Origin of the sequence: Nonomuraea sp. 3N208 (genome assembly GCF_052245935.1) — a bacterium.
In the GTDB taxonomy this organism is placed as follows: domain Bacteria; phylum Actinomycetota; class Actinomycetes; order Streptosporangiales; family Streptosporangiaceae; genus Nonomuraea.
This window is the reverse complement of record NZ_JBQQBR010000003.1, coordinates 322,068-339,273: the sequence shown is the minus strand read 5'-3', so window position 1 is coordinate 339,273 and position 17,206 is coordinate 322,068. Positions and strand designations below refer to the sequence as shown.

General features: G+C 70.7%; 16 protein-coding genes. 11 read left to right on the top strand and 5 right to left on the bottom strand.

Annotated elements, in window-relative coordinates; genetic code table 11:
* Nucleotides 1-36 precede the first annotated feature (36 nt).
* The 3 genes from ACTWPT_RS06025 to ACTWPT_RS06015 all read left to right on the top strand — a co-directional run bounded on the left by ACTWPT_RS06025 (nucleotide 37) and on the right by ACTWPT_RS06015 (nucleotide 5,421).
* Nucleotides 37-810 (top strand): ABC transporter ATP-binding protein, encoded by a 774-nt coding sequence (locus ACTWPT_RS06025; RefSeq protein ID WP_443176227.1) that lies wholly within the window; start codon nucleotides 37-39, stop codon nucleotides 808-810.
* A gap of 133 nt (nucleotides 811-943) precedes the next feature.
* A complete protein-coding gene (locus ACTWPT_RS06020) occupies nucleotides 944-2,509 on the top strand; it encodes a hypothetical protein (protein ID WP_443176226.1) in 1,566 nt (521 codons plus the stop codon).
* 290 nt (nucleotides 2,510-2,799) lie between these two features.
* Nucleotides 2,800-5,421, top strand: a complete 2,622-nt coding sequence (locus tag ACTWPT_RS06015; RefSeq protein ID WP_443176225.1) for a phosphoenolpyruvate carboxylase — start codon at nucleotides 2,800-2,802, stop codon at nucleotides 5,419-5,421.
* 140 nt (nucleotides 5,422-5,561) lie between these two features.
* Here ACTWPT_RS06015 and ACTWPT_RS06010 read toward each other — a convergent pair whose 3' ends face one another.
* The 3 genes from ACTWPT_RS06010 to ACTWPT_RS06000 are packed head-to-tail and all read right to left on the bottom strand — an operon-like array spanning nucleotide 5,562 to nucleotide 7,682.
* Nucleotides 5,562-6,644 (bottom strand): epoxide hydrolase family protein, encoded by a 1,083-nt coding sequence (locus ACTWPT_RS06010; protein WP_443176224.1) that lies wholly within the window; start codon nucleotides 6,642-6,644, stop codon nucleotides 5,562-5,564.
* A 55-nt stretch (nucleotides 6,645-6,699) separates the two neighbouring features.
* Nucleotides 6,700-7,545: a formate dehydrogenase accessory sulfurtransferase FdhD gene (gene fdhD / locus ACTWPT_RS06005; protein WP_443176223.1), complete on the bottom strand. Its 846-nt coding sequence runs from the start codon at nucleotides 7,543-7,545 to the stop codon at nucleotides 6,700-6,702.
* Nucleotides 7,542-7,682 carry a hypothetical protein gene (locus ACTWPT_RS06000; protein WP_443176222.1) on the bottom strand — a complete coding sequence of 47 codons (141 nt, stop codon included), beginning with the start codon at nucleotides 7,680-7,682 and terminating at the stop codon, nucleotides 7,542-7,544. Before ACTWPT_RS06000 ends, fdhD begins: the two co-directional genes overlap by 4 nt.
* A 32-nt stretch (nucleotides 7,683-7,714) precedes the next feature.
* On the opposite strand from ACTWPT_RS06000, the gene ACTWPT_RS05995 reads away from it, so the two are divergent.
* The 7 genes from ACTWPT_RS05995 (at nucleotide 7,715) to bfr (ending at nucleotide 12,665) form a co-directional block, all read left to right on the top strand.
* Nucleotides 7,715-8,527, top strand: a complete 813-nt coding sequence (locus ACTWPT_RS05995; RefSeq protein WP_443176221.1) for a biotin--[acetyl-CoA-carboxylase] ligase — start codon at nucleotides 7,715-7,717, stop codon at nucleotides 8,525-8,527.
* 117 nt (nucleotides 8,528-8,644) lie between these two features.
* Nucleotides 8,645-9,154 (top strand): PH domain-containing protein, encoded by a 510-nt coding sequence (locus ACTWPT_RS05990; RefSeq protein ID WP_443176220.1) that lies wholly within the window; start codon nucleotides 8,645-8,647, stop codon nucleotides 9,152-9,154.
* A complete protein-coding gene (locus ACTWPT_RS05985; protein ID WP_443176219.1) occupies nucleotides 9,151-10,116 on the top strand; it encodes an adenylate/guanylate cyclase domain-containing protein in 966 nt (321 codons plus the stop codon). Before ACTWPT_RS05990 ends, ACTWPT_RS05985 begins: the two co-directional genes overlap by 4 nt.
* Before the next feature lie 15 nt (nucleotides 10,117-10,131).
* A complete protein-coding gene (locus tag ACTWPT_RS05980) occupies nucleotides 10,132-11,217 on the top strand; it encodes an S-(hydroxymethyl)mycothiol dehydrogenase (protein ID WP_443176218.1) in 1,086 nt (361 codons plus the stop codon).
* Nucleotides 11,218-11,838, top strand: coding sequence for an MBL fold metallo-hydrolase (locus ACTWPT_RS05975; RefSeq protein ID WP_443176217.1), 621 nt, complete (start codon nucleotides 11,218-11,220; stop codon nucleotides 11,836-11,838).
* 138 nt (nucleotides 11,839-11,976) lie between these two features.
* The gene (locus tag ACTWPT_RS05970; RefSeq protein WP_138669932.1) at nucleotides 11,977-12,153 is read left to right on the top strand and encodes a (2Fe-2S)-binding protein; all 177 of its coding nucleotides are present in this window, start codon (nucleotides 11,977-11,979) and stop codon (nucleotides 12,151-12,153) included.
* A 26-nt stretch (nucleotides 12,154-12,179) separates the two neighbouring features.
* Entirely contained in the window at nucleotides 12,180-12,665 is a 486-nt protein-coding gene (gene bfr, locus ACTWPT_RS05965; protein WP_443176216.1) for a bacterioferritin, read from the top strand.
* A 26-nt stretch (nucleotides 12,666-12,691) separates the two neighbouring features.
* On the opposite strand, the gene ACTWPT_RS05960 is transcribed toward bfr, so the two are convergent.
* On the bottom strand, nucleotides 12,692-14,950 hold the full coding sequence (locus tag ACTWPT_RS05960; protein ID WP_443176215.1) for a glycoside hydrolase family 95 protein: 2,259 nt from the start codon (nucleotides 14,948-14,950) through the stop codon (nucleotides 12,692-12,694).
* Between the two features lie 87 nt (nucleotides 14,951-15,037).
* On the opposite strand from ACTWPT_RS05960, the gene ACTWPT_RS05955 reads away from it, so the two are divergent.
* Nucleotides 15,038-15,916 carry an NAD-dependent epimerase/dehydratase family protein gene (locus ACTWPT_RS05955; protein WP_443176214.1) on the top strand — a complete coding sequence of 293 codons (879 nt, stop codon included), beginning with the start codon at nucleotides 15,038-15,040 and terminating at the stop codon, nucleotides 15,914-15,916.
* 29 nt (nucleotides 15,917-15,945) lie between these two features.
* On the opposite strand, the gene ACTWPT_RS05950 is transcribed toward ACTWPT_RS05955, so the two are convergent.
* On the bottom strand, nucleotides 15,946-16,998 hold the full coding sequence (locus tag ACTWPT_RS05950) for a class I SAM-dependent methyltransferase (protein WP_443176213.1): 1,053 nt from the start codon (nucleotides 16,996-16,998) through the stop codon (nucleotides 15,946-15,948).
* Between the last annotated feature and the right edge of the window lie 208 nt (nucleotides 16,999-17,206).

The window sequence follows — 17,206 nt, the reverse complement described above, 5'->3', positions numbered from 1 at the left end:
GCGCGCAAGGCTAGTCGCTCCCCATAGATTGGTTCTATGACGGATGCCGTTCGCACCCATGGCTTGTTCAAGCGGTACGGACAGCAGGTCGCGGTGGCGGGAGTCGATCTCGTCGTTCCTGCCGGCAGCTTCGCGGGCCTGGTCGGGCCCAACGGCGCAGGCAAGACGACCACGCTCAGCATGATCACCGGGTTGCTCCGGCCGGACGGCGGGTCGGCCGAGGTGGACGGCTTCCACGTGTGGCGCGATCCCGTCGAGGTCAAGGCCCGCATCGGGGTGTTGCCGGAGGGGCTGCGGCTGTTCGAGCGGCTGTCGGGCCGCGAGCTGCTCCTCTACGCGGGGCGATTGCGTGGCATCCCCAAAGGGGAAGTGGAGCAGCGGACCGGCGAGCTGCTGAACGTGATGGACCTGGCCGGCGCCGCCGACAAGCTGGTCGTCGACTACTCCACGGGCATGCGCAAGAAGATCGGGCTTGCGGCGGCGTTATTGCACAACCCGTCCGTGCTGTTCCTGGACGAGCCGTTCGAGGGCGTCGATCCGGTCAGCGCCAACACCCTCACCGAGGTGCTCCAGCGCTTCACCGAGTCCGGCTCGACCGTCATCTTCTCCAGCCACGTGATGGACCTGGTCGAGCGGCTGTGCGACTGGGTGTCGGTGATGAGCGCGGGCCACATCGTGGCGCAGGGGCCGCTGGAGCAGGTACGCGGCGGCCGCAGCCTCAACCAGGCGTTCCTCGACCTGGTCGGCGGCTCGGCCCAGGGCCGCGAGACGGGACTGACCTGGCTGGGCGCCAAGAAGGACACCCCGTGAGCGCCGCCGAACGGAGTGAGGCCATGAGCGCGGTGAGGGAGTGCCGTCGCCTGGAGGAGCGGCGGGAGCGTAGCGACCAGAGCGGGGGAAGGCGGCGGCATATGGCGACCGAGCCGCCGAACGGAGTGAGGCCATGAGCGCAGTAGCCTTGTTTGCGCGGCTGAAGTTGCGGCTGCTGGCCGGCAACCTGCGCGGGGACCTCCAGCGCAAGCTCGGCTTCATCTTCACCCTGATCATGGCCACCGGCCTGGCCGCGCTCGGCTTCTTCCTGATGAGCCTGCTCCGGCTGGCGCCCGCCGACATCAAGACCTCGCTCGTGATCGTGGCGTTCGCGTTCTTCCTGTTCGCCTGGATGATCGTGCCGCTGCTGGCGTTCGGTCTGGACGACACGCTCGACCCGGCCAAGTTGTCGTTGTTCCCGCTGCGTACGCGCACGCTGGCGGTCGGCATGTTCACCGCGTCCGCGACCGGCGTCTGGCCCGCCGCGATGCTCATCGTGACGTTCGGCGCGCTGATCGCGCTGCCTGCCAACGCCGGCGGCGTGCTGCTCGGCGTGCCGGCCGTGCTGCTGCAGTTCGCGCTCTGCTTGGTGACGTCTCGGCTGATCACCACGTCGCTGTCGAGCGCGCTGCGGACGCGGCGCGGCCGTGACGTGCTGGCCGTGGCCGCCGTGCTCGTGGTGGTGCTCGCGCAGCTGCCCAACCTGTTGATGAACCGCAACTTCGGCGGCCCCGAGGCGATGTTGCACCAGATGGCCGCCGTGCTCCGGTGGACCCCGCCCGGCATGGCCGCGCACGCGATCGCCGACGGCGGCCTGGCCGGGCTGGCCGAGCTCGCGTTCCTCGCGCTGCTCGTCGTGGCGCTCGGCTGGCTGTGGATCAAGGCGTTGAGCCGTGCGCTGGTCACGCCGGACGTCTCCACCCAGGCGGCCTCCGTACGCAGGGAGACCGGTCTGGTGGACCGGATCCTGCCGGATGGGCCGCTGGCCGCGATCGTGACCAAGGAGCTGAAGTACATCAGGCGCGAGCCGAGGTTCCGCGTGGGCTGGTTCAGCGCCGTCGTGGTCACGCTCGTGTTGTCGTTCTCGTTGGGCGGCACGTCGGAAGGCCCGCCGGGACAGGGCCAGCCGATCGTGATCGCCACCGCGGGCGCCCTGATGATCGCGCTGCAGTCCGGCAACGCATTCGGCATCGACGGACGCTCCCTGTGGATGAACGCCGTGACGTTCGGCTCCGAGCGCAGCCTGGCCGCCGACCTGGCCGGGCGCCACCTGGCCAACGCGCTGGTCGCGGCGCCGCTGCTCGCCGTGATCGCGGTCGGCGCCGGCCTGTTCGCCGGCCACCCGGCGGCGATCCTGCCGGCGATGCTGGCCGCCTGGGGCGCGCTCGGGATCGGCCTCGGCGTCGGCTCCGTGACCAGCGTCGTGCTGCCCTACTCCGTGCCCGAGCGGATGAACGCCTTCAGCGGCGCCGCTCCCGGGCAGGGCGGGCAGGCGTTCGCCTCCTCCATCGGCGCGATGCTCGGCATCGCGTTGTTGTCGCTGCCTTTCGTGGTGCCCCTCGTGTTCGGGCTCCTCTGGGTCTGCGTGGTCGCGCCGTTCTACGGGCTGCTGGCCGAAGTGCTCGGCAGGCGGCTGGCCGCCAGGATCGGCTTCGCCCGCCTACCCGAGCTGCTAGGGGCAGTATCAAGGGCCTCCTGAGCAGTGTCTATGGCCTCACTCCGTGAGGCGGGCTCGGTCGCCAGACGCCGCCGCCTTCCCCCGCTCTGGTCGCTTCGCTCCCGCCGCTCCTCCAGGCGACGGCACTCCCACCCTGCTCATTTGGCCTCACTCCGTGAGGCCGGCTCGGTCGCCAGACGCCGCCGCCTTCCCCCGCTCTGGTCGCCTCGCTCCCGCCGCTCCTCCAGGCGACGGCACTCCCTCGCAGTGGTCTAGTCCAATTGGTGAGACCGGTCTACGGGCACTTCGGGTGAGTAGATACCCTTCGAGACATGATTGACCAGGGGCTCGAACATCGCAGCGCCGCAGTGACGGAGATGCCGGACGAGCTGCGCCACGATGTGCGGATGCTCGGCAAGCTGCTCGGCCAGGTGCTCGCCGAGCAGGGCGGCGAGGACCTGCTGGCCGACGTCGAACGGCTGCGCAAGGCCGTCATCGCGGCCCGCAGAGGCGAGATCTCGGCCGACGTGATCACCGAGATGGTCGCGGCGTGGGACATCGAGCGGGCGGTCCAGGTAGCCCGCGCGTTCACGTGTTACTTCCACCTGGCCAACCTGGCCGAGGAGCACTATCGCATCCGCACGCTACGCGAGCGGGACGCCGAGGGCAGGGTCCAGCGGGAGTCGCTGGCGCAGGCTGTACACGAGCTGGGCCACGACCGGGTCGCCGAGCTGCTGGAAGGCCTGGAGCTGCACCCGGTGCTGACCGCGCACCCCACCGAGGCGCGCAGGCGCGCGGTCGTCACCGCCATCCAGCGGATCAGCGGCCAGCTCACCGAGTACAACTCCCCAGGTCGCGGGGCCTCCGAACGGGCCGAGAGCAAGCGGCGCCTGCTGGAGGAGATCGACCTGCTGTGGCGCACGGCCCAGCTGCGCTCGACCAAGCTCGACCCGCTCGACGAAGTACGCACCGCCATGGCCGCCTTCGACGAGACGTTGTTCCGCATGGTGCCGCAGGTCTACCGCGCGCTGGACGCGGCACTCGACCCGGGCACCGGCACCCGCCCGCCGCAGGCGAGGCCCTTCGTCAGGTACGGCAGCTGGATCGGCGGCGACCGCGACGGCAACCCCAACGTCACGGCCAGGGTCACCCGCGAGACCATCCAGATCCAGTCCGAGCACGTGCTGGCCGCGCTGGAGACCGCCTGCTCGCGCATCGCCCGCACGCTCACCGCCGCCGCCACGCTCGCCCCCTGCTCGCGCGAGCTGAAGACGGCGCTGGCCGCGACCGTGGCCGCCTACCCCGAGGTCGTCTCCGAGCTGGCCACCCGGTCGCCGCGGGAGCCGCACCGGCAGTGGTTGTTGTTCGTGGCCGCGCGCATCGCCGCCACCCAGCGCCGCGATCTCGACCTGGCCTACCGCTCACCCGCCGAGCTGCTGGCCGACCTGCGGCTGGTACAGGAGTCGCTGGCCGCCACCGCGCCGCGGCAGGCGTACGGGGAGTTGCAGCACCTCATCTGGCAAGTGGAGACGTTCGGCTTCCACCTGGCCGAGCTGGAGGTGCGCCAGCACTCCCAGGTCCACGCGGCGGCGCTGGAAGAGCTGCGGGCCGGCGGCGAGCTGTCGGAGCGCACCGAGGAGGTCCTGGCCACGATCCGGGTGATCGGCTGGATCCAGGAGCGGTTCGGCGTCACCGCCTGCTCCCGGTACGTGGTCTCCTTCACCCGCTCCGCCGAGGACGTCGCGGCCGTCTACGAGCTGGCCCGGCACGCGCTCGGCGACCGCGCGCCCGTGCTGGACGTGGTCCCGCTGTTCGAGTCTGGCCAGGACCTGGCCAACTCCCCGCGCGTGCTGTCGGGCATGCTGGAGATCCCGCAGATCCAGGAGCGCCTGGCGGCCACCGGCCGGCGCCTGGAGATCATGCTCGGCTACTCCGACTCGGCCAAGGAGCTCGGCCCTGCTGCGGCCACGCTGCGCCTGTACGAGGCGCAGGAGGAGCTGACCGCCTGGGCCGCCAAGCACGACGTGAAGCTGCGCATGTTCCACGGCCGCGGCGGCGCGCTCGGCCGCGGCGGCGGCCCGGCCAACCGTGCGGTGCTGGCGCAGGCTCCCGGCTCGGTCGCGGGCCGCTTCAAGGTCACCGAGCAGGGCGAGGTCATCTTCGCCCGGTACGGCCACATCGCGATCGCCCGCCGCCACCTGGAACAGGTCACGAACGCCGTCCTGCTGGCCTCCTCGCCCACGGTCGGCGCCCGCACCGCTGCGGCGGCCGAGCGTTTCCGCGGCCTCGCCGAGCAGGTGGCGGTCGCGTCGGAGCAGGCGTACCGGGGGTTGACCGAGGCGCCGGGCTTCCCCGAGTGGTTCGGCCTGGTCAGCCCGCTGGAGGAGATCGGCACGCTGCGCCTCGGCTCCCGGCCGGCCCGCCGTGGCCTGGGCGCGCCGCGCTCGCTCGACGACCTGCGGGCGATCCCGTGGGTGTTCGCCTGGGCGCAGACCCGGGTCAATCTGCCCGGCTGGTACGGCCTCGGCACCGGCCTGGCGTCGGTGGGCTCGCTGGAGGAGCTGCGGGCGGCGTACGCGGAGTGGCCGCTGTTCAACGCGATGCTGGACAACGCGGAGATGTCGCTGGCCAAGACCGACCGCTCGATCGCCAAGCGCTACCTGGCCCTGGGCGACCGTGAGGACTTCACCCGGCAGGTGCTGGAGGAGTACGACCGGACCCGCGACCTGGTGCTGCGGGTGACAGGACACACGCGGCTGCTGGAGAACCGCAAGGTGCTCTCACGCGCCGTCCAGCTCCGCGACCCGTACGTGGACGCGCTGTCGCACCTCCAGCTGCGGGCCCTGCGCGCCCTGCGCACCGGCCAGCCGTCGGAGCAGGAACGCGATCGGCTGTCCACGCTCCTGCTCCTGTCGGTCAACGGGGTGGCGGCGGGTCTGCAGAACACCGGCTGATGACCGTCAGCCCACGCCCACCCTGCCCGGCACCCCTTCACCACCCTCCGCACTCCGGCGAAGGTCCTTTGGTGGAAGGGCGGGGGCCGGGGGAGCAGGGCGGCTGACGTGCGACGACGGGGCATGGGCGGACAACGGGGCTAGCGGAGGCCCGTGAAGAAGGCGATGACGTCGGAGGTGAGCGCCTCGGTCGCGGTGTGGGCGGTGTAGTGGCCGTGCGCCGGGGCCGAGAGCGTCTTCCAGCTGACGATGTTGGCGTGGTCGCGGTCGGCGAAGCGGCGCATGGACTTGAAGTCGCCCTCGCCCATCGCCAGGGCCGTCGGCACGGTCGTGGGCTCCTTGGCCTGCTCGGCGCGGGCGTTCTCCCAGTACAGGCGGATCGCGGAGCCGGCGGTCCCGGTGAACCAGTAGATTGACGCGTTGGCCAGCACGAAGTCGTCGTCCAGGTCGTCGTCGAGTAGCTGGGCCAGCCAGCCGAGCAGGCCGGCGGGGGAGTCGGCGATGGCGTGGGCGAGAGTCTGCGGCTGCTGCGACTGCAGCACGTTGAAGGCGCCCTTCTCCTTCCAGAACCACTCCAGCACGGCCAGCCCCGCGCGCTCCTCCTCGGTCAGCTCCGCGAACTCGGCGGGGTCGCCTGAGGGGAACGAGAACAGCTGCGTGACATGCACGCCCACGACGTGCTCAGGGTCGACGCGGCCGACCTCGGGCGAGATCATCGAGCCGGCGTCGTTGCCGAGCGCGCCGTAGCGCTCGTAGCCCAGCCTGGCCATCAGCTCGGCCCACGCGCGGGCGATGCGCAGATTGTTCCAGCCCAGCTCCTTGGTGGGGCCGGAGAAGCCGTATCCGGGCAGCGACGGGATGACCAGGTGGAAGTGGCGCTTCAGCGGCTCGATGGCATTGAGGTATTCGACGATCGAGCCGGGCCAGCCGTGGGTGAGGATCAGCGCCAGGGCGTCCGGGTTGTCGCTGCGGATGTGGATGAAGTGGATGTTCTGCCCGTCGATCTCCGTCGTGAACTGCGGGTACGCGTTGATCCTGGCCTCCTGGGACCGCCAGTCGAAGCCGTCACGCCAGTAGCCGACCAGGCGCTTGACCCGCTCGACTGCCACGCCCTGGTCGGAGCCGGGGATCTCGTCGGTGAAGCGGGTCATGGCGAGGCGGGCCTGGAGGTCGTCGAGGTCGGCCTGGGAGATCTCGACGCGGAAGGGGCAGATGGCGGTCATGGCAGATCCTCTCGGAACGGTTGATTCTGTTCCAAGAATAGCAGAACGGAATGCTTTATTCCATAGTGGAAATCCGCTCCTGGCCCGCGTACACATTGCAGCGCTCCCCGCGCAGGAAGCCCACCAGCGTCATGCCGAACTCCCTGGCTAGCTCCACGGCAAGCGACGACGGCGCCGACACCGCGCACACCGCCGGGATCCCGGCGGCGAGGGCCTTCTGCATGATCTCGTAGCTGGCCCGGCCGCTGACCATGAGCACATGCTCGGCCAGCGGCAGCCGCTCCGCCAGCCCGGCCCAGCCGACCAGCTTGTCCACCGCGTTGTGCCGCCCCACGTCCTCACGGAGCGCCACCAGCGTGCCGGTGGCCGAGAACAGGCCCGCCGCGTGCAGCCCGCCGGTCTTGCCGAACACGCCCTGGGCGCGGCGGAGCTCGTCCGGCAGCCCGTACAGGATCTCGGGGGTGAGCCGCAGCGTTCCCTCCGGGATGGGCACGCAGCGGTCGCGGAGCGCGTCGAGGCTGGCCGAGCCGCACACGCCGCACGCGCTGGAGGTGAGGAAGTGCCGGTCCAGCGCGGGCAGGTCGGGGATGGGGCCGTGCAGGCGTACGGTGACCGTGTTGTAGCGGGCCTCAGGCGGGAGGTCCTCATCGGTGCAGTACGCGATCGCCGCGACCCCGCCGGGCCGCACGAGCCCCTCGCCGTGCAGGAATCCGGCAGCCAGCTCGAAGTCGTGGCCCGGCGTGCGCATGGTGATGGCCACGGTCTTGCGGGCGCCGTCCGGCGCGGTGAGCCGGATCTCCAGCGGCTCCTCCGTGGCCAGGTCGTCACGGCGGTCCCTGGCGACGGAGCCGGTGATCTCCCGGATCCTGGCGCGGGTGGTGGGGCCCGGTCGCGCCTTCACCGCGACCGCACGGTGACGAGGGCGTTGTAGTCGGGGATCCGGGCCTGAGGCGAGCGGCGCCTCTCGTCCAGCAGCAGCCCGATGCCGAACGGCCGCCAGGAGGCCCAGTTGCACGGATCCAGACGCTTGCTGCTCATGTCTCCATCTTCCCTCCTGCGAAGATATGAGAATGCGCTACTCCGACCTCGACCGGCCGCCCCTCTCCGCAGCGGCGCTCAACCGGGCCCTGGTCCGCCCGGGCAGCCTGTGGACGGGCGTCACGGTCGTCGAGAGCACCGGCTCCACCAACGCCGACCTGGCCAAGGCCGCCCACGAGGGAGCCGCCGAGGGTGCGGTGCTGGTGGCGGAGGAGCAGGTCGCCGGGCGTGGCAGGCTGGGCCGCACCTGGTCGGCGCCGCCCCGCTCCGGGTTGACGTTCTCGATCCTGCTGCGACCTCAGGTCCCGGTGGCGACGCAGGGCTGGCTGTCACTTCTGTACGGCGTCGCCGCCGCCTCGGCCGTGCGCCGGCTGGCCGAGGTGGACGTCCGCCTGAAGTGGCCCAACGACCTGCTGATCGGCGAGCGCAAGCTGGCCGGGGTGCTGGCCGAGCGGGCCGACGACGCCATCGTCATCGGCATGGGGCTCAACGTGTCGCTCAAGCCCGCGGAGCTGCCTGTCGAGACGGCCACGTCGCTGGCCATCGAGCAGGCGGCGTGCCTGGACCGGGATCCGCTGCTCAGGGCGGTGCTCAGGGAGGTCGAGACCCACTACAGGGAGTGGACGGCGGCCGGCGGCGACCCCGAGGCCTGCGGGCTGCACTCGGCCTACCTGGCGACCAGCGCCACGATCGGCCGCCTGGTGCGGGTGGAGCTACCCGGCGGGCAGGTGCTGATTGGGCAGGCGACGGGCGTCGACACCTTCGGCCACCTGCAGGTGGCGAGCGAGGGCGAACGTCACACGCTGAGCGCGGGCGACGTCGTGCACGTACGGATCGCGGGATGAGCCGGTCGCATCGTACGGATCGCGGGATGAGCCGGTCGCATCGTACGGATCGCGGGATGAGCCGGTTTGCGTCGTCCGCATAGCCGCCGGGGCGGCGATGGTGGCACGATGTGCGCCATGACCCTTCCCGACCATCATCTGACGCAGGGTGAGCGGCGCGTCCGATCCTTCCATCCGCACTGGAAGCGGCTCATCGGCCCGTTCCTCGCGCTCATCCTCATCGCCGTGGCCTCGGGCGCGGCGCTGTGGTTCATACCTGAGTGGGAGTTCGCTCTCTACGCCAGGATCGCCGTCGTCGTCATCGCGCTCGTCCTGCTGACGATCTGGTCGTTCGTGCCCTACCTGCGGTGGAAGAACACCGGCTACGTGCTCACCACCCATCGCTTCACGATCAGCACGGGTGTGCTCAACAAGTCCACCGACGAGATCCCGATCGCCAAGGTCAACACGGTCAGTTCCGACCAGACGTTCGCCGAGCGCCTGCTCGGCTGCGGCACGCTGACCGTCGAGTCCGCCGGCGAGCGGGGCGAGATCGTGCTCCGGGACATCCCGAAGATCCAGGACGTCCGCACTGACATCTTCAGGCTCGTCGAGGACGCCTCGGACGGCGAAGTCGACGGCCGTTGAGCTCGGGTCCGCGGGGGCGGCCGACCGCCGAGGAGATCGAGCGCCGGCTGCTCGGCCTGCCTCCGCGCTACACGCGCGCCCAGGTCGCGGCCCTGGCCGGCGTGTCGCAGGAGCTGGCGGGGCGCATCTGGCGGGCGCTCGGCTTCGCCCAGCGCGCCGATGACGACGCGGCGTTCACCGACGCCGACGTCGATGCCCTGCGCCGGGTACGCAGCATGCTGGACAGCGGCCTGCTCGACGAGGAGACGGTCGTCCGCATGGCCCGCGCGCTCGGCCAGACCACGGCCAGGCTGGCCCAGTGGCAGGCCGAGATCATGACGGGCTCGATGTTGCCGCAGGACCCCGACGAGGGCGACCTGGCCGGCGTGCTCGACACCGCGCAGGAGCTGCTGCCGGACTTCGAGCACGTGCTGATCCACGTCTGGCGGGCCCAGCTCGCCGCGGCCGGCACCCGGCTGCTGGCCCTCGCGGACGGCCACGACGAGCTGATGCCGACTCGGGTGTCGATGGCGGTGGGCTTCGCGGATCTGGTGTCGTTCACCCGGCGCGCCCGCGAGCTGGACGAGCGGAAGCTGGCGGAGCTGGTGGAGGGGTTCGAGTCGCGCGCCTCCGACGTGGTGGCCGTGCACGGTGCCAGGCTGGTCAAGACCCTGGGCGACGAGGTGCTGTTCACGGCGCCGACCCCGACGCAGGCGGCCGCCATCGCGCTCGACCTGGTCGACGCGGACGAGCTACGCATCGGCATGGCCTACGGCCCGGTGCTGCCCGTGATGGGCGACGTCTTCGGCACCACCGTCAACCTGGCCGCCAGGCTCACCGCGATCGCCCGCCCTGGCACGGTGCTGGTGGACCCTGAGCTGGCCGGCGGGCTGGACGGCTACGAGGTACACAAGATCAGACGCCGCCCTGCCAGAGGTCTCGGCGTGGTGCAGCCCTATGTCTTGCGGAGATCATCCTCCTGACACAAGATGGCTGCCATGCCGTACGAAGTGCAGGGCGTCATCGCCCGAGGTAAGGGCCAGGAAGTTTCCCTCGAGACGGTCGTGGTGCCGGACCCCGGGCCGGGTGAGGCCGTCGTGAACGTGCAGGCCTGCGGGGTCTGCCACACCGACCTGCACTATCGGGAGGGCGGCATCAGCGACGACTTCCCGTTCCTGCTCGGTCACGAGGCCGCGGGCGTCGTCGAGGCGGTCGGCCCCGGAGTCACCGAGGTGACGCCGGGCGACTTCGTGATACTCAACTGGCGCGCGGTGTGCGGCCAGTGCCGGGCCTGCCTGCGCGGGCGGCCTTGGTACTGCTTCAGCACGCACAACGCGGCGCAGAAGATGACGCTCAAGGACGGCACCGAGCTGTCGCCGGCGCTGGGGATCGGCGCGTTCCTGGAGAAGACGCTGGTCGCGGCCGGGCAGTGCACCAGGGTCTCGGCCGAGGCTCCGGCGCAGGTCGCGGGCCTGCTGGGGTGCGGGGTGATGGCCGGGATCGGCGCGGCGATCAACACCGGAGGGGTGACGCGGGGCGACAGTGTGGCCGTGATCGGCTGCGGCGGGGTCGGCGACGCGGCGATCCTGGGCTCGTCCCTCGCCGGCGCCGCCACGATCATCGCGGTGGACGTCGACGACCGCAAGCTGGAGTGGGCCCGCGATTTCGGCGCCACGCACACGGTCAACTCGCGTGAGAACGACCCGGTCGAGGCGATCCGTGACCTGACCGGCGGGTTCGGCGCCGACGTGGTCATCGAGGCGGTGGGCCGACCGGAGACCTATCTCCAGGCTTTCTACGCCCGTGACCTGGCCGGCACCGTGGTCCTGGTCGGCGTGCCGACGCCGGAGATGAAGCTGGAGCTGCCGCTGCTGGACGTCTTCGGCCGCGGTGGGTCGCTGAAGTCGTCCTGGTACGGCGACTGCCTGCCGAGCCGTGACTTCCCGATGTTGATCGATCTGTTCCTGCAGAACCGGCTGCCGCTCGACAAGTTCGTGTCGGAGACGATCGGGGTCGGTCAGGTCGAGGAGGCGTTCGCGAAGATGCACCGGGGCGAGGTGCTGCGTTCGGTGGTGACGTTCTAGATGATCGACCGAGTCATCACCTCAGGCACGTTCTCGCTGGACGGCGGCACGTGGGAGGTCGACAACAACGTCTGGCTGGTCGGCGACGCGCGCGAGGTGGTGATCGTCGACGCGGCCCACGACGCCGCCACGATCGCCGAGCGGGTCGGCGGGCGCACGGTCAAGGCCATCATCTGCACGCACGCGCACAACGACCACATCAACGCCGCCCGGCCGCTGGCCGAGCTCACCGGTGCGCCGATTCGGCTGCATCCCGCCGACCAGGTGCTGTGGGAGATGGAGTACGGCGATGCGGTGCCGTACGAGCCGCTGACCGACGGCGAGCGCATCGAGGTCGGCGGCTGCGCGCTGGAGATCGTGCACACTCCCGGCCACGCCCCCGGCGCGGTCTGCGTGCACGCGCGGGAGCCGGGCGCGCTGTTCAGCGGTGACACCCTGTTCAAGGGCGGGCCAGGCGCGACCGGCCGCTCGTACTCCTCCTTCGACACGATCATCGAGTCGATCAGAAAGCGGCTGCTGACCCTGCCACCCGAAACGGTCGTGCACACTGGTCACGGCGACTCCACCACGATCGGCGCCGAGGCCCCGCACCTGGAGGAGTGGATCGCCCGAGGACACTGATCGGGACAGGCCGTGATCTCCCGCTCGCACAGGGATACACGAGTGTGGCCCATCTAACGTAGGCAAGCCTTACCAAAGTGAGCTATCTTAGGTGTGCCTAACCTTGGCATTCCAACTTTGGCGAGAGGCCGTCCCTGGATGTACGTGTGCATTTGTCGTGCTGTGACCGAAAACGAGGTCCACGACTGTATTGCCTCAGGGGCGAAGAGCGCGAAGCAGATTCGCGACACCACCGGGGCTGGTGGGGACTGTGCCCGATGTGTACGGAAGATCTGTGCGATCCTGAAACGGTCGGAAGAACTGACGACCGCATAGCCGGATAGCAGCAAGGGGCCCGTCACATGCAGGGCGACAAGCAGATCATCGAGTTGCTCAACGAACAGTTGACCGCCGAGCTCACCGCGATCAACCAGTACTTCCTGCACGCCAAGATGCAGGAGAACTGGGGTTACACAAAGCTCGCCGAGCACACCCGGGAAGAGTCGATCGACGAGATGCGCCACGCCGAGCGCCTCACCGATCGCATCCTCTTCCTGGAGGGCCTGCCCAACTACCAGAGGCTCGGCACCCTGCACATCGGGCAGACCGTCGAGGAGCAGCTCAGGGCCGACCTGGAGGTGGAGCTGTCGGTGGTGCAGCGGCTGCGCCCGGGGATCGCCCTCATGCGCGAGAAGGGTGACATCACCTCGGCCAACATCTTTGAGGACATCCTGCGGGACGAGGAAGAGCACATCGACTACCTGGAGACCGAGCTCGGCCTCATCAACAGCCTGGGCATCCAGCTCTACCTGGCCCGCTACGCCGAGCCGCCGTCCGTCGACGACTGACCGCGCCGATGGGCGGGCGGGCCCGCTCACCCGCCCATCGTGTACGACTCTCCGGCCTGCGCCTCCCAGCTCCACATGTCCCCAGAGCGGCTCGCGCCGTCCCATACCCGGCCCTCGACGGCCGCCCGCACCGTGATCTCGCCGGCGCGTCCTGCGTGCAGCGTCACCTTCTCGGCGACCCCGTCGCGCCACGAGAGGTCAACCGTCAGGTCGCCCCGGGCCCGCAGGCCGCGTACCGACCCCGTACGCCAGGCCGACGGCAGCGCGGGCAACACATGGATCACTCCGTGGTGGCTCTGCACCAGCATCTCCGCGATCCCCGCGACGGCCCCGAAGTTGCCGTCGATCTGGAACGGCGGATGCGTGTCCCACAGGTTGTCCAGCGTCGAGTGCGTGAGCAGCTCGCCCAGCATCCGATGCGCGTGATCGCCGTCGAGCAGCCGCGCCCAAAAGTTGATCTTCCAGGCTTTGCTCCACCCGGTGCCGCCGTCGCCCCTGGCCGCCAGCGTGACCTTGGCGGCCTCGCCCTCAGGGCTTTCCGCGACGATCTGCCGCCCGGGATGCAGCCCGAACAGGTGCGAAACATGCCGATGGGTGTTGTCCTGCTCGTCCCAGTCGGTCTTCCATTCCTGCAGCTGACCCCATGACCCGATCCGCAGCCCGGGATCCAGCCGCTCGAGCGCGTCCAGCACCCGCGCGCGGAACTCGGCGTCCACGTTCAGGATGTCCGCCGCCTCCGCGACGTTCGTGAACAGGTCCCAGACGATCTGCTGCGACATCGACGCCCCCGCCGAGAAATCCCCGTGCTCGGGCGAGTAGCTGGGGGACACGACGAGCGTCCCGTCGTTCGGGTCGGTGCGAAGCGTGTCCAGCCAGAGCTCGGCCGCCCCCTTCATCGCCGGATAGGCGCTCTCCCGCAGGTAGCCGGTGTCTCCGCTGAACCGGTAGCGGTCGTACAGGTGCTGCGTCACCCAGGCCGCCGCCTCGGGGAACCAGAACGCGGTGGCCCAGTCGTGCACGCCGGTGAACCCGAATGGGTTCGTCTCGTTGTGCACCACCCACCCGTCCGCGTCGAACATCTCCCGCGCGGTCCGCCGGCCAGGCGCCATCAGCGCCTGCACGTAGTCGTCGTACGGACGGGCCGTCTCGGCCAGGTTCACCACGTCCGCGGGCCAGTAGTTCATCTGCAGGTTGATGTTGACGTGATAGTCGCCTGCCCAGGCCGGGCTGGTGGAGTCGTTCCACACGCCCTGCAGGTTCGCCGGCAGCGACCCCGCCCGCGAGGACGCGATCAGCAGGTAGCGCCCGTAGGCGAAGTACAGCGCCTCCAGCGCCCGGTCGGCGGCCGAGTCGCCGCCGGTGTACGCCGCCCGCAGCCGGTCCGTCGGCACCTGCGGCGTCTCCTGCCCGAGGTCCAGCTCCACCCGGTCGAACAGCCGCCCATAGTCGTCCTGGTGCGCCTGCCTGAGCGCGTCGTACCCCTGCGCCACCGCCTTGTCCACGGTCGCGGTGACGGCCTCGTGCGGGTCCTCGCCCCGGTACGCCGGATAGACGGGGGCGTAGTCGGTGCCGGCGGAGAGGATGAACACCGCGCTGTCGGCCCCGGCGACCGTGATGCGGTCGGCCTCCTCCGTACGGGTGCCGCCCTCCACCACCAACTGCACCTGGGCCTCGAACACCATCCCGTTGTCCGCCAGCGCCCCGCGCATCGTCAATCGCCCGTCCGCGACGCTGATCCGCTTGTCGCCGTGCGGCGAGGACGCGCGCAACGTGAACTCCACCGCTCCCGGCCGGTCGGCCGAGATCCGCCCGACGATCACGTTGCCCGGGTGACCGGCGAAGTACTCGCGCGTGTGCCGTACCCCGCCGGCCGTGTACGTCACCCCGGCCACGGCCTCGCGCAGGCTCAGCTCCCTGCGGTAATCGGTGGTGGGGAGGTCCGTGGGCAGGTCCAGCCACAGGTCGCCGAAGGTCTGGTAAGCCCCGAAGCCCGACTTCGGCTGACCCAACCTGGCTGCGACCTCCTCCGGGGCCATCCGCCCTTCGCGGTCCAGCCGCTCGCGGACCTCGGAGAGCGCGCCGGGGCGCGGGGCGGTCCAGTTGCCGAAGTCGTAGCCCTGCCGCGACCCAGGCCCTCCCGTCCACAGGGTCTTCTCGTTGAACTGGATCTGCTCGAGTGTCGTCCCGCCGAAGATCATCGCGCCGAGCGCCCCGTTGCCGATCGGCAGTGCCTCGGTCTCCCAGTCGATGGCGGGCCGGTCATACCAGAGGGTTAAGCCTGTCATGAGGGACAACGGTAACTAAGTGGTCCACGGGAATGCGGGTCAAGTGGACTATTTCCCCGGACCGGCGACGCCCTAGCGTGGGGTGGCATGACCATGCATGTGTTCCTGGCCGGCGGCACCGGGGTGGTGGGCCGCCGGCTCGTCCCGCTGCTGGTCGCTCAGGGCTGCACGGTGGCCGCGACGACACGTGACGAGGCGAGGGCCGCGCTGCTGCGGGGCCTGGGCGCCGTTCCCGTGCGTGTGGACATGTACGACGCCGCCGCGCTGCGGGCCGCGGTGCGCGAGTCGGGCGCCGACGTCGTGATGCATCAGCTGACGGATCTGAGCGGGGGTGACTTCGCCGCCAACAGCCGGCTCCGCGAGATCGGCACCCGCAACCTGGTCGATGCGGCCCTGGCCGCTGGAGTGCGGCGCATCGTGGCGCAGAGCATCTCGTGGGTGTACGAGCCGGGCGACGAGCCTGCCGTTGAGGAGACCCCGCTCGATGTGCACGCGCCGGGGTCGCGCCGGCCCATGGTCGAGGCGGTGGCGGCCCTGGAGTCAGCGGTGCGGGAGCTGCCGGAGTGGGTGGTGTTGCGATATGGGATGTTCTACGGCCCGGATACCTGGTTCGAGCCGCGCGGGTTGCGGGCGGACCAGGCCCGGTCGGGCGCGCTCGTGGCCAATGCGGACGTGACGAGCTTCGTGCATGTCGACGATGCCGCGGCCGCGGCCGTATCGGCCCTCGACTGGCCGACCGGCCCCGTGAACGTGTGTGACGACGAGCCCGCGCCCGCTCGTGACTGGCTGCCCGCGTTCTGCAGGGCCGTCGGGGCGCCGGCGCCGCCGGCGGACGACGCGCCGCGGAACGGGTTCGCGCGGGGCGCGGACAACCATCATGCCCGTAAGCAGCTCGACTGGGCGCCCGCGTACGCGTCCTGGCGGGACGGCTTCGCCGCGTTCGGCAGCGGCACGCCAGCGCGCTGACCGCCACCTGCGGCAAGCCGGGACTCGGTTCACGGGACCAGCCGGTAGAAGCGCCAGAAACCGAAGTCCTCGATCGGCAGGACCTCGATGTCGCCGAAACCGGCCTCCCGCGCGTATCGGCGCAACGTGTCCGGCCGCATCACGGTGCCGGTCCCGGCCGACGGCTGGTCGCTCATCCCGTCCGGCAGGCAGATGAGCAGGCTGAAGCCGTACATGAGCCGCTCGGTGTCGTCGGCCGGGGCGGCGAAGGACTCGCCCACGGCCTCGTCCATGATCACGACAGCCCCACCCGGTACGACCGCGCGTCGCGCCGCCGCCAGCGTGTCCACCGGCCGCGGCATGTCGTGCACGCACTCGAAGGCGAAGACGGCGTCGTACCGGCCTTCGCCGAGCAGCGCGGCGTCGCCACGGCGGAACGAGGCCCGCTCGCCGAGACCGAAGGTGGCCGCGTTGCGCTCCGCCAGCTCGATGGACGGCGCGTCGATGTCGATGCCCTCCACGGTCGCCTCCGGGTACGCCCTGGCCAGCGCGATGGACGACCAGCCACCGCCGCAGCCGACGTCGGCGATGCGGGCGCCGGGGCGGCGCAACACGGCGTCGAGATCCGGCACGCCGGCCAGGGCGCCGGGCAGCGCGTGCTCCAACCAGGGCCGGTTCATGTCGGCCTGCGATTCACGCACATCCGCCCCGAACTCCGCCCAGCCGACGCCACCGCCGTTCCGGTACGCCTCCAGGAGAGCGGGCATCTGCACGGCGGCGCCCGCCAGCATCCGCGCCAGCGGCGCGAGGTAGGCCAGGCCGGCCTCGTTCGTCAGCACCTCGGCCGCGCCCTTCGGCAGCACGAAGCGGCCGTCAGGGGCGACCTCCAGGATCCCGTAGGCGCCCTGTTGCTCCAGCCACTCCTTGGCGTAGCGCTCGTGGCCGCCTGCTCGCGCGACCAGCTCGCCCGGGCCGGCCGGGCCGTGCGCGGCCAGCGCGCGGTACCAGCCCATGCGGTCGCCGATGTGCACGGATAGCACCTCGATGGTGCCGAGCGACGCCTGGAACAGGCGCTCGGCGAACTCGTCGGTAGTCGTAGACATGATCGTTCTTCCTTTCCTCACGGAATGTCCCTGGAGGAGGATCGGTGCAGTTCCCCGCGGCGAGTAGGTCATACGACACAGAGCGCAATATTGCCGTCGATGAGACCTTCGTGGAAGGACGTGACCGCTCCCCGGGCGGCCTCATCGGCCACGGCGAGCGATACCTCGGCTGTGCGGGGCCCGAACGAGGACGCCCGCATGATCGCCC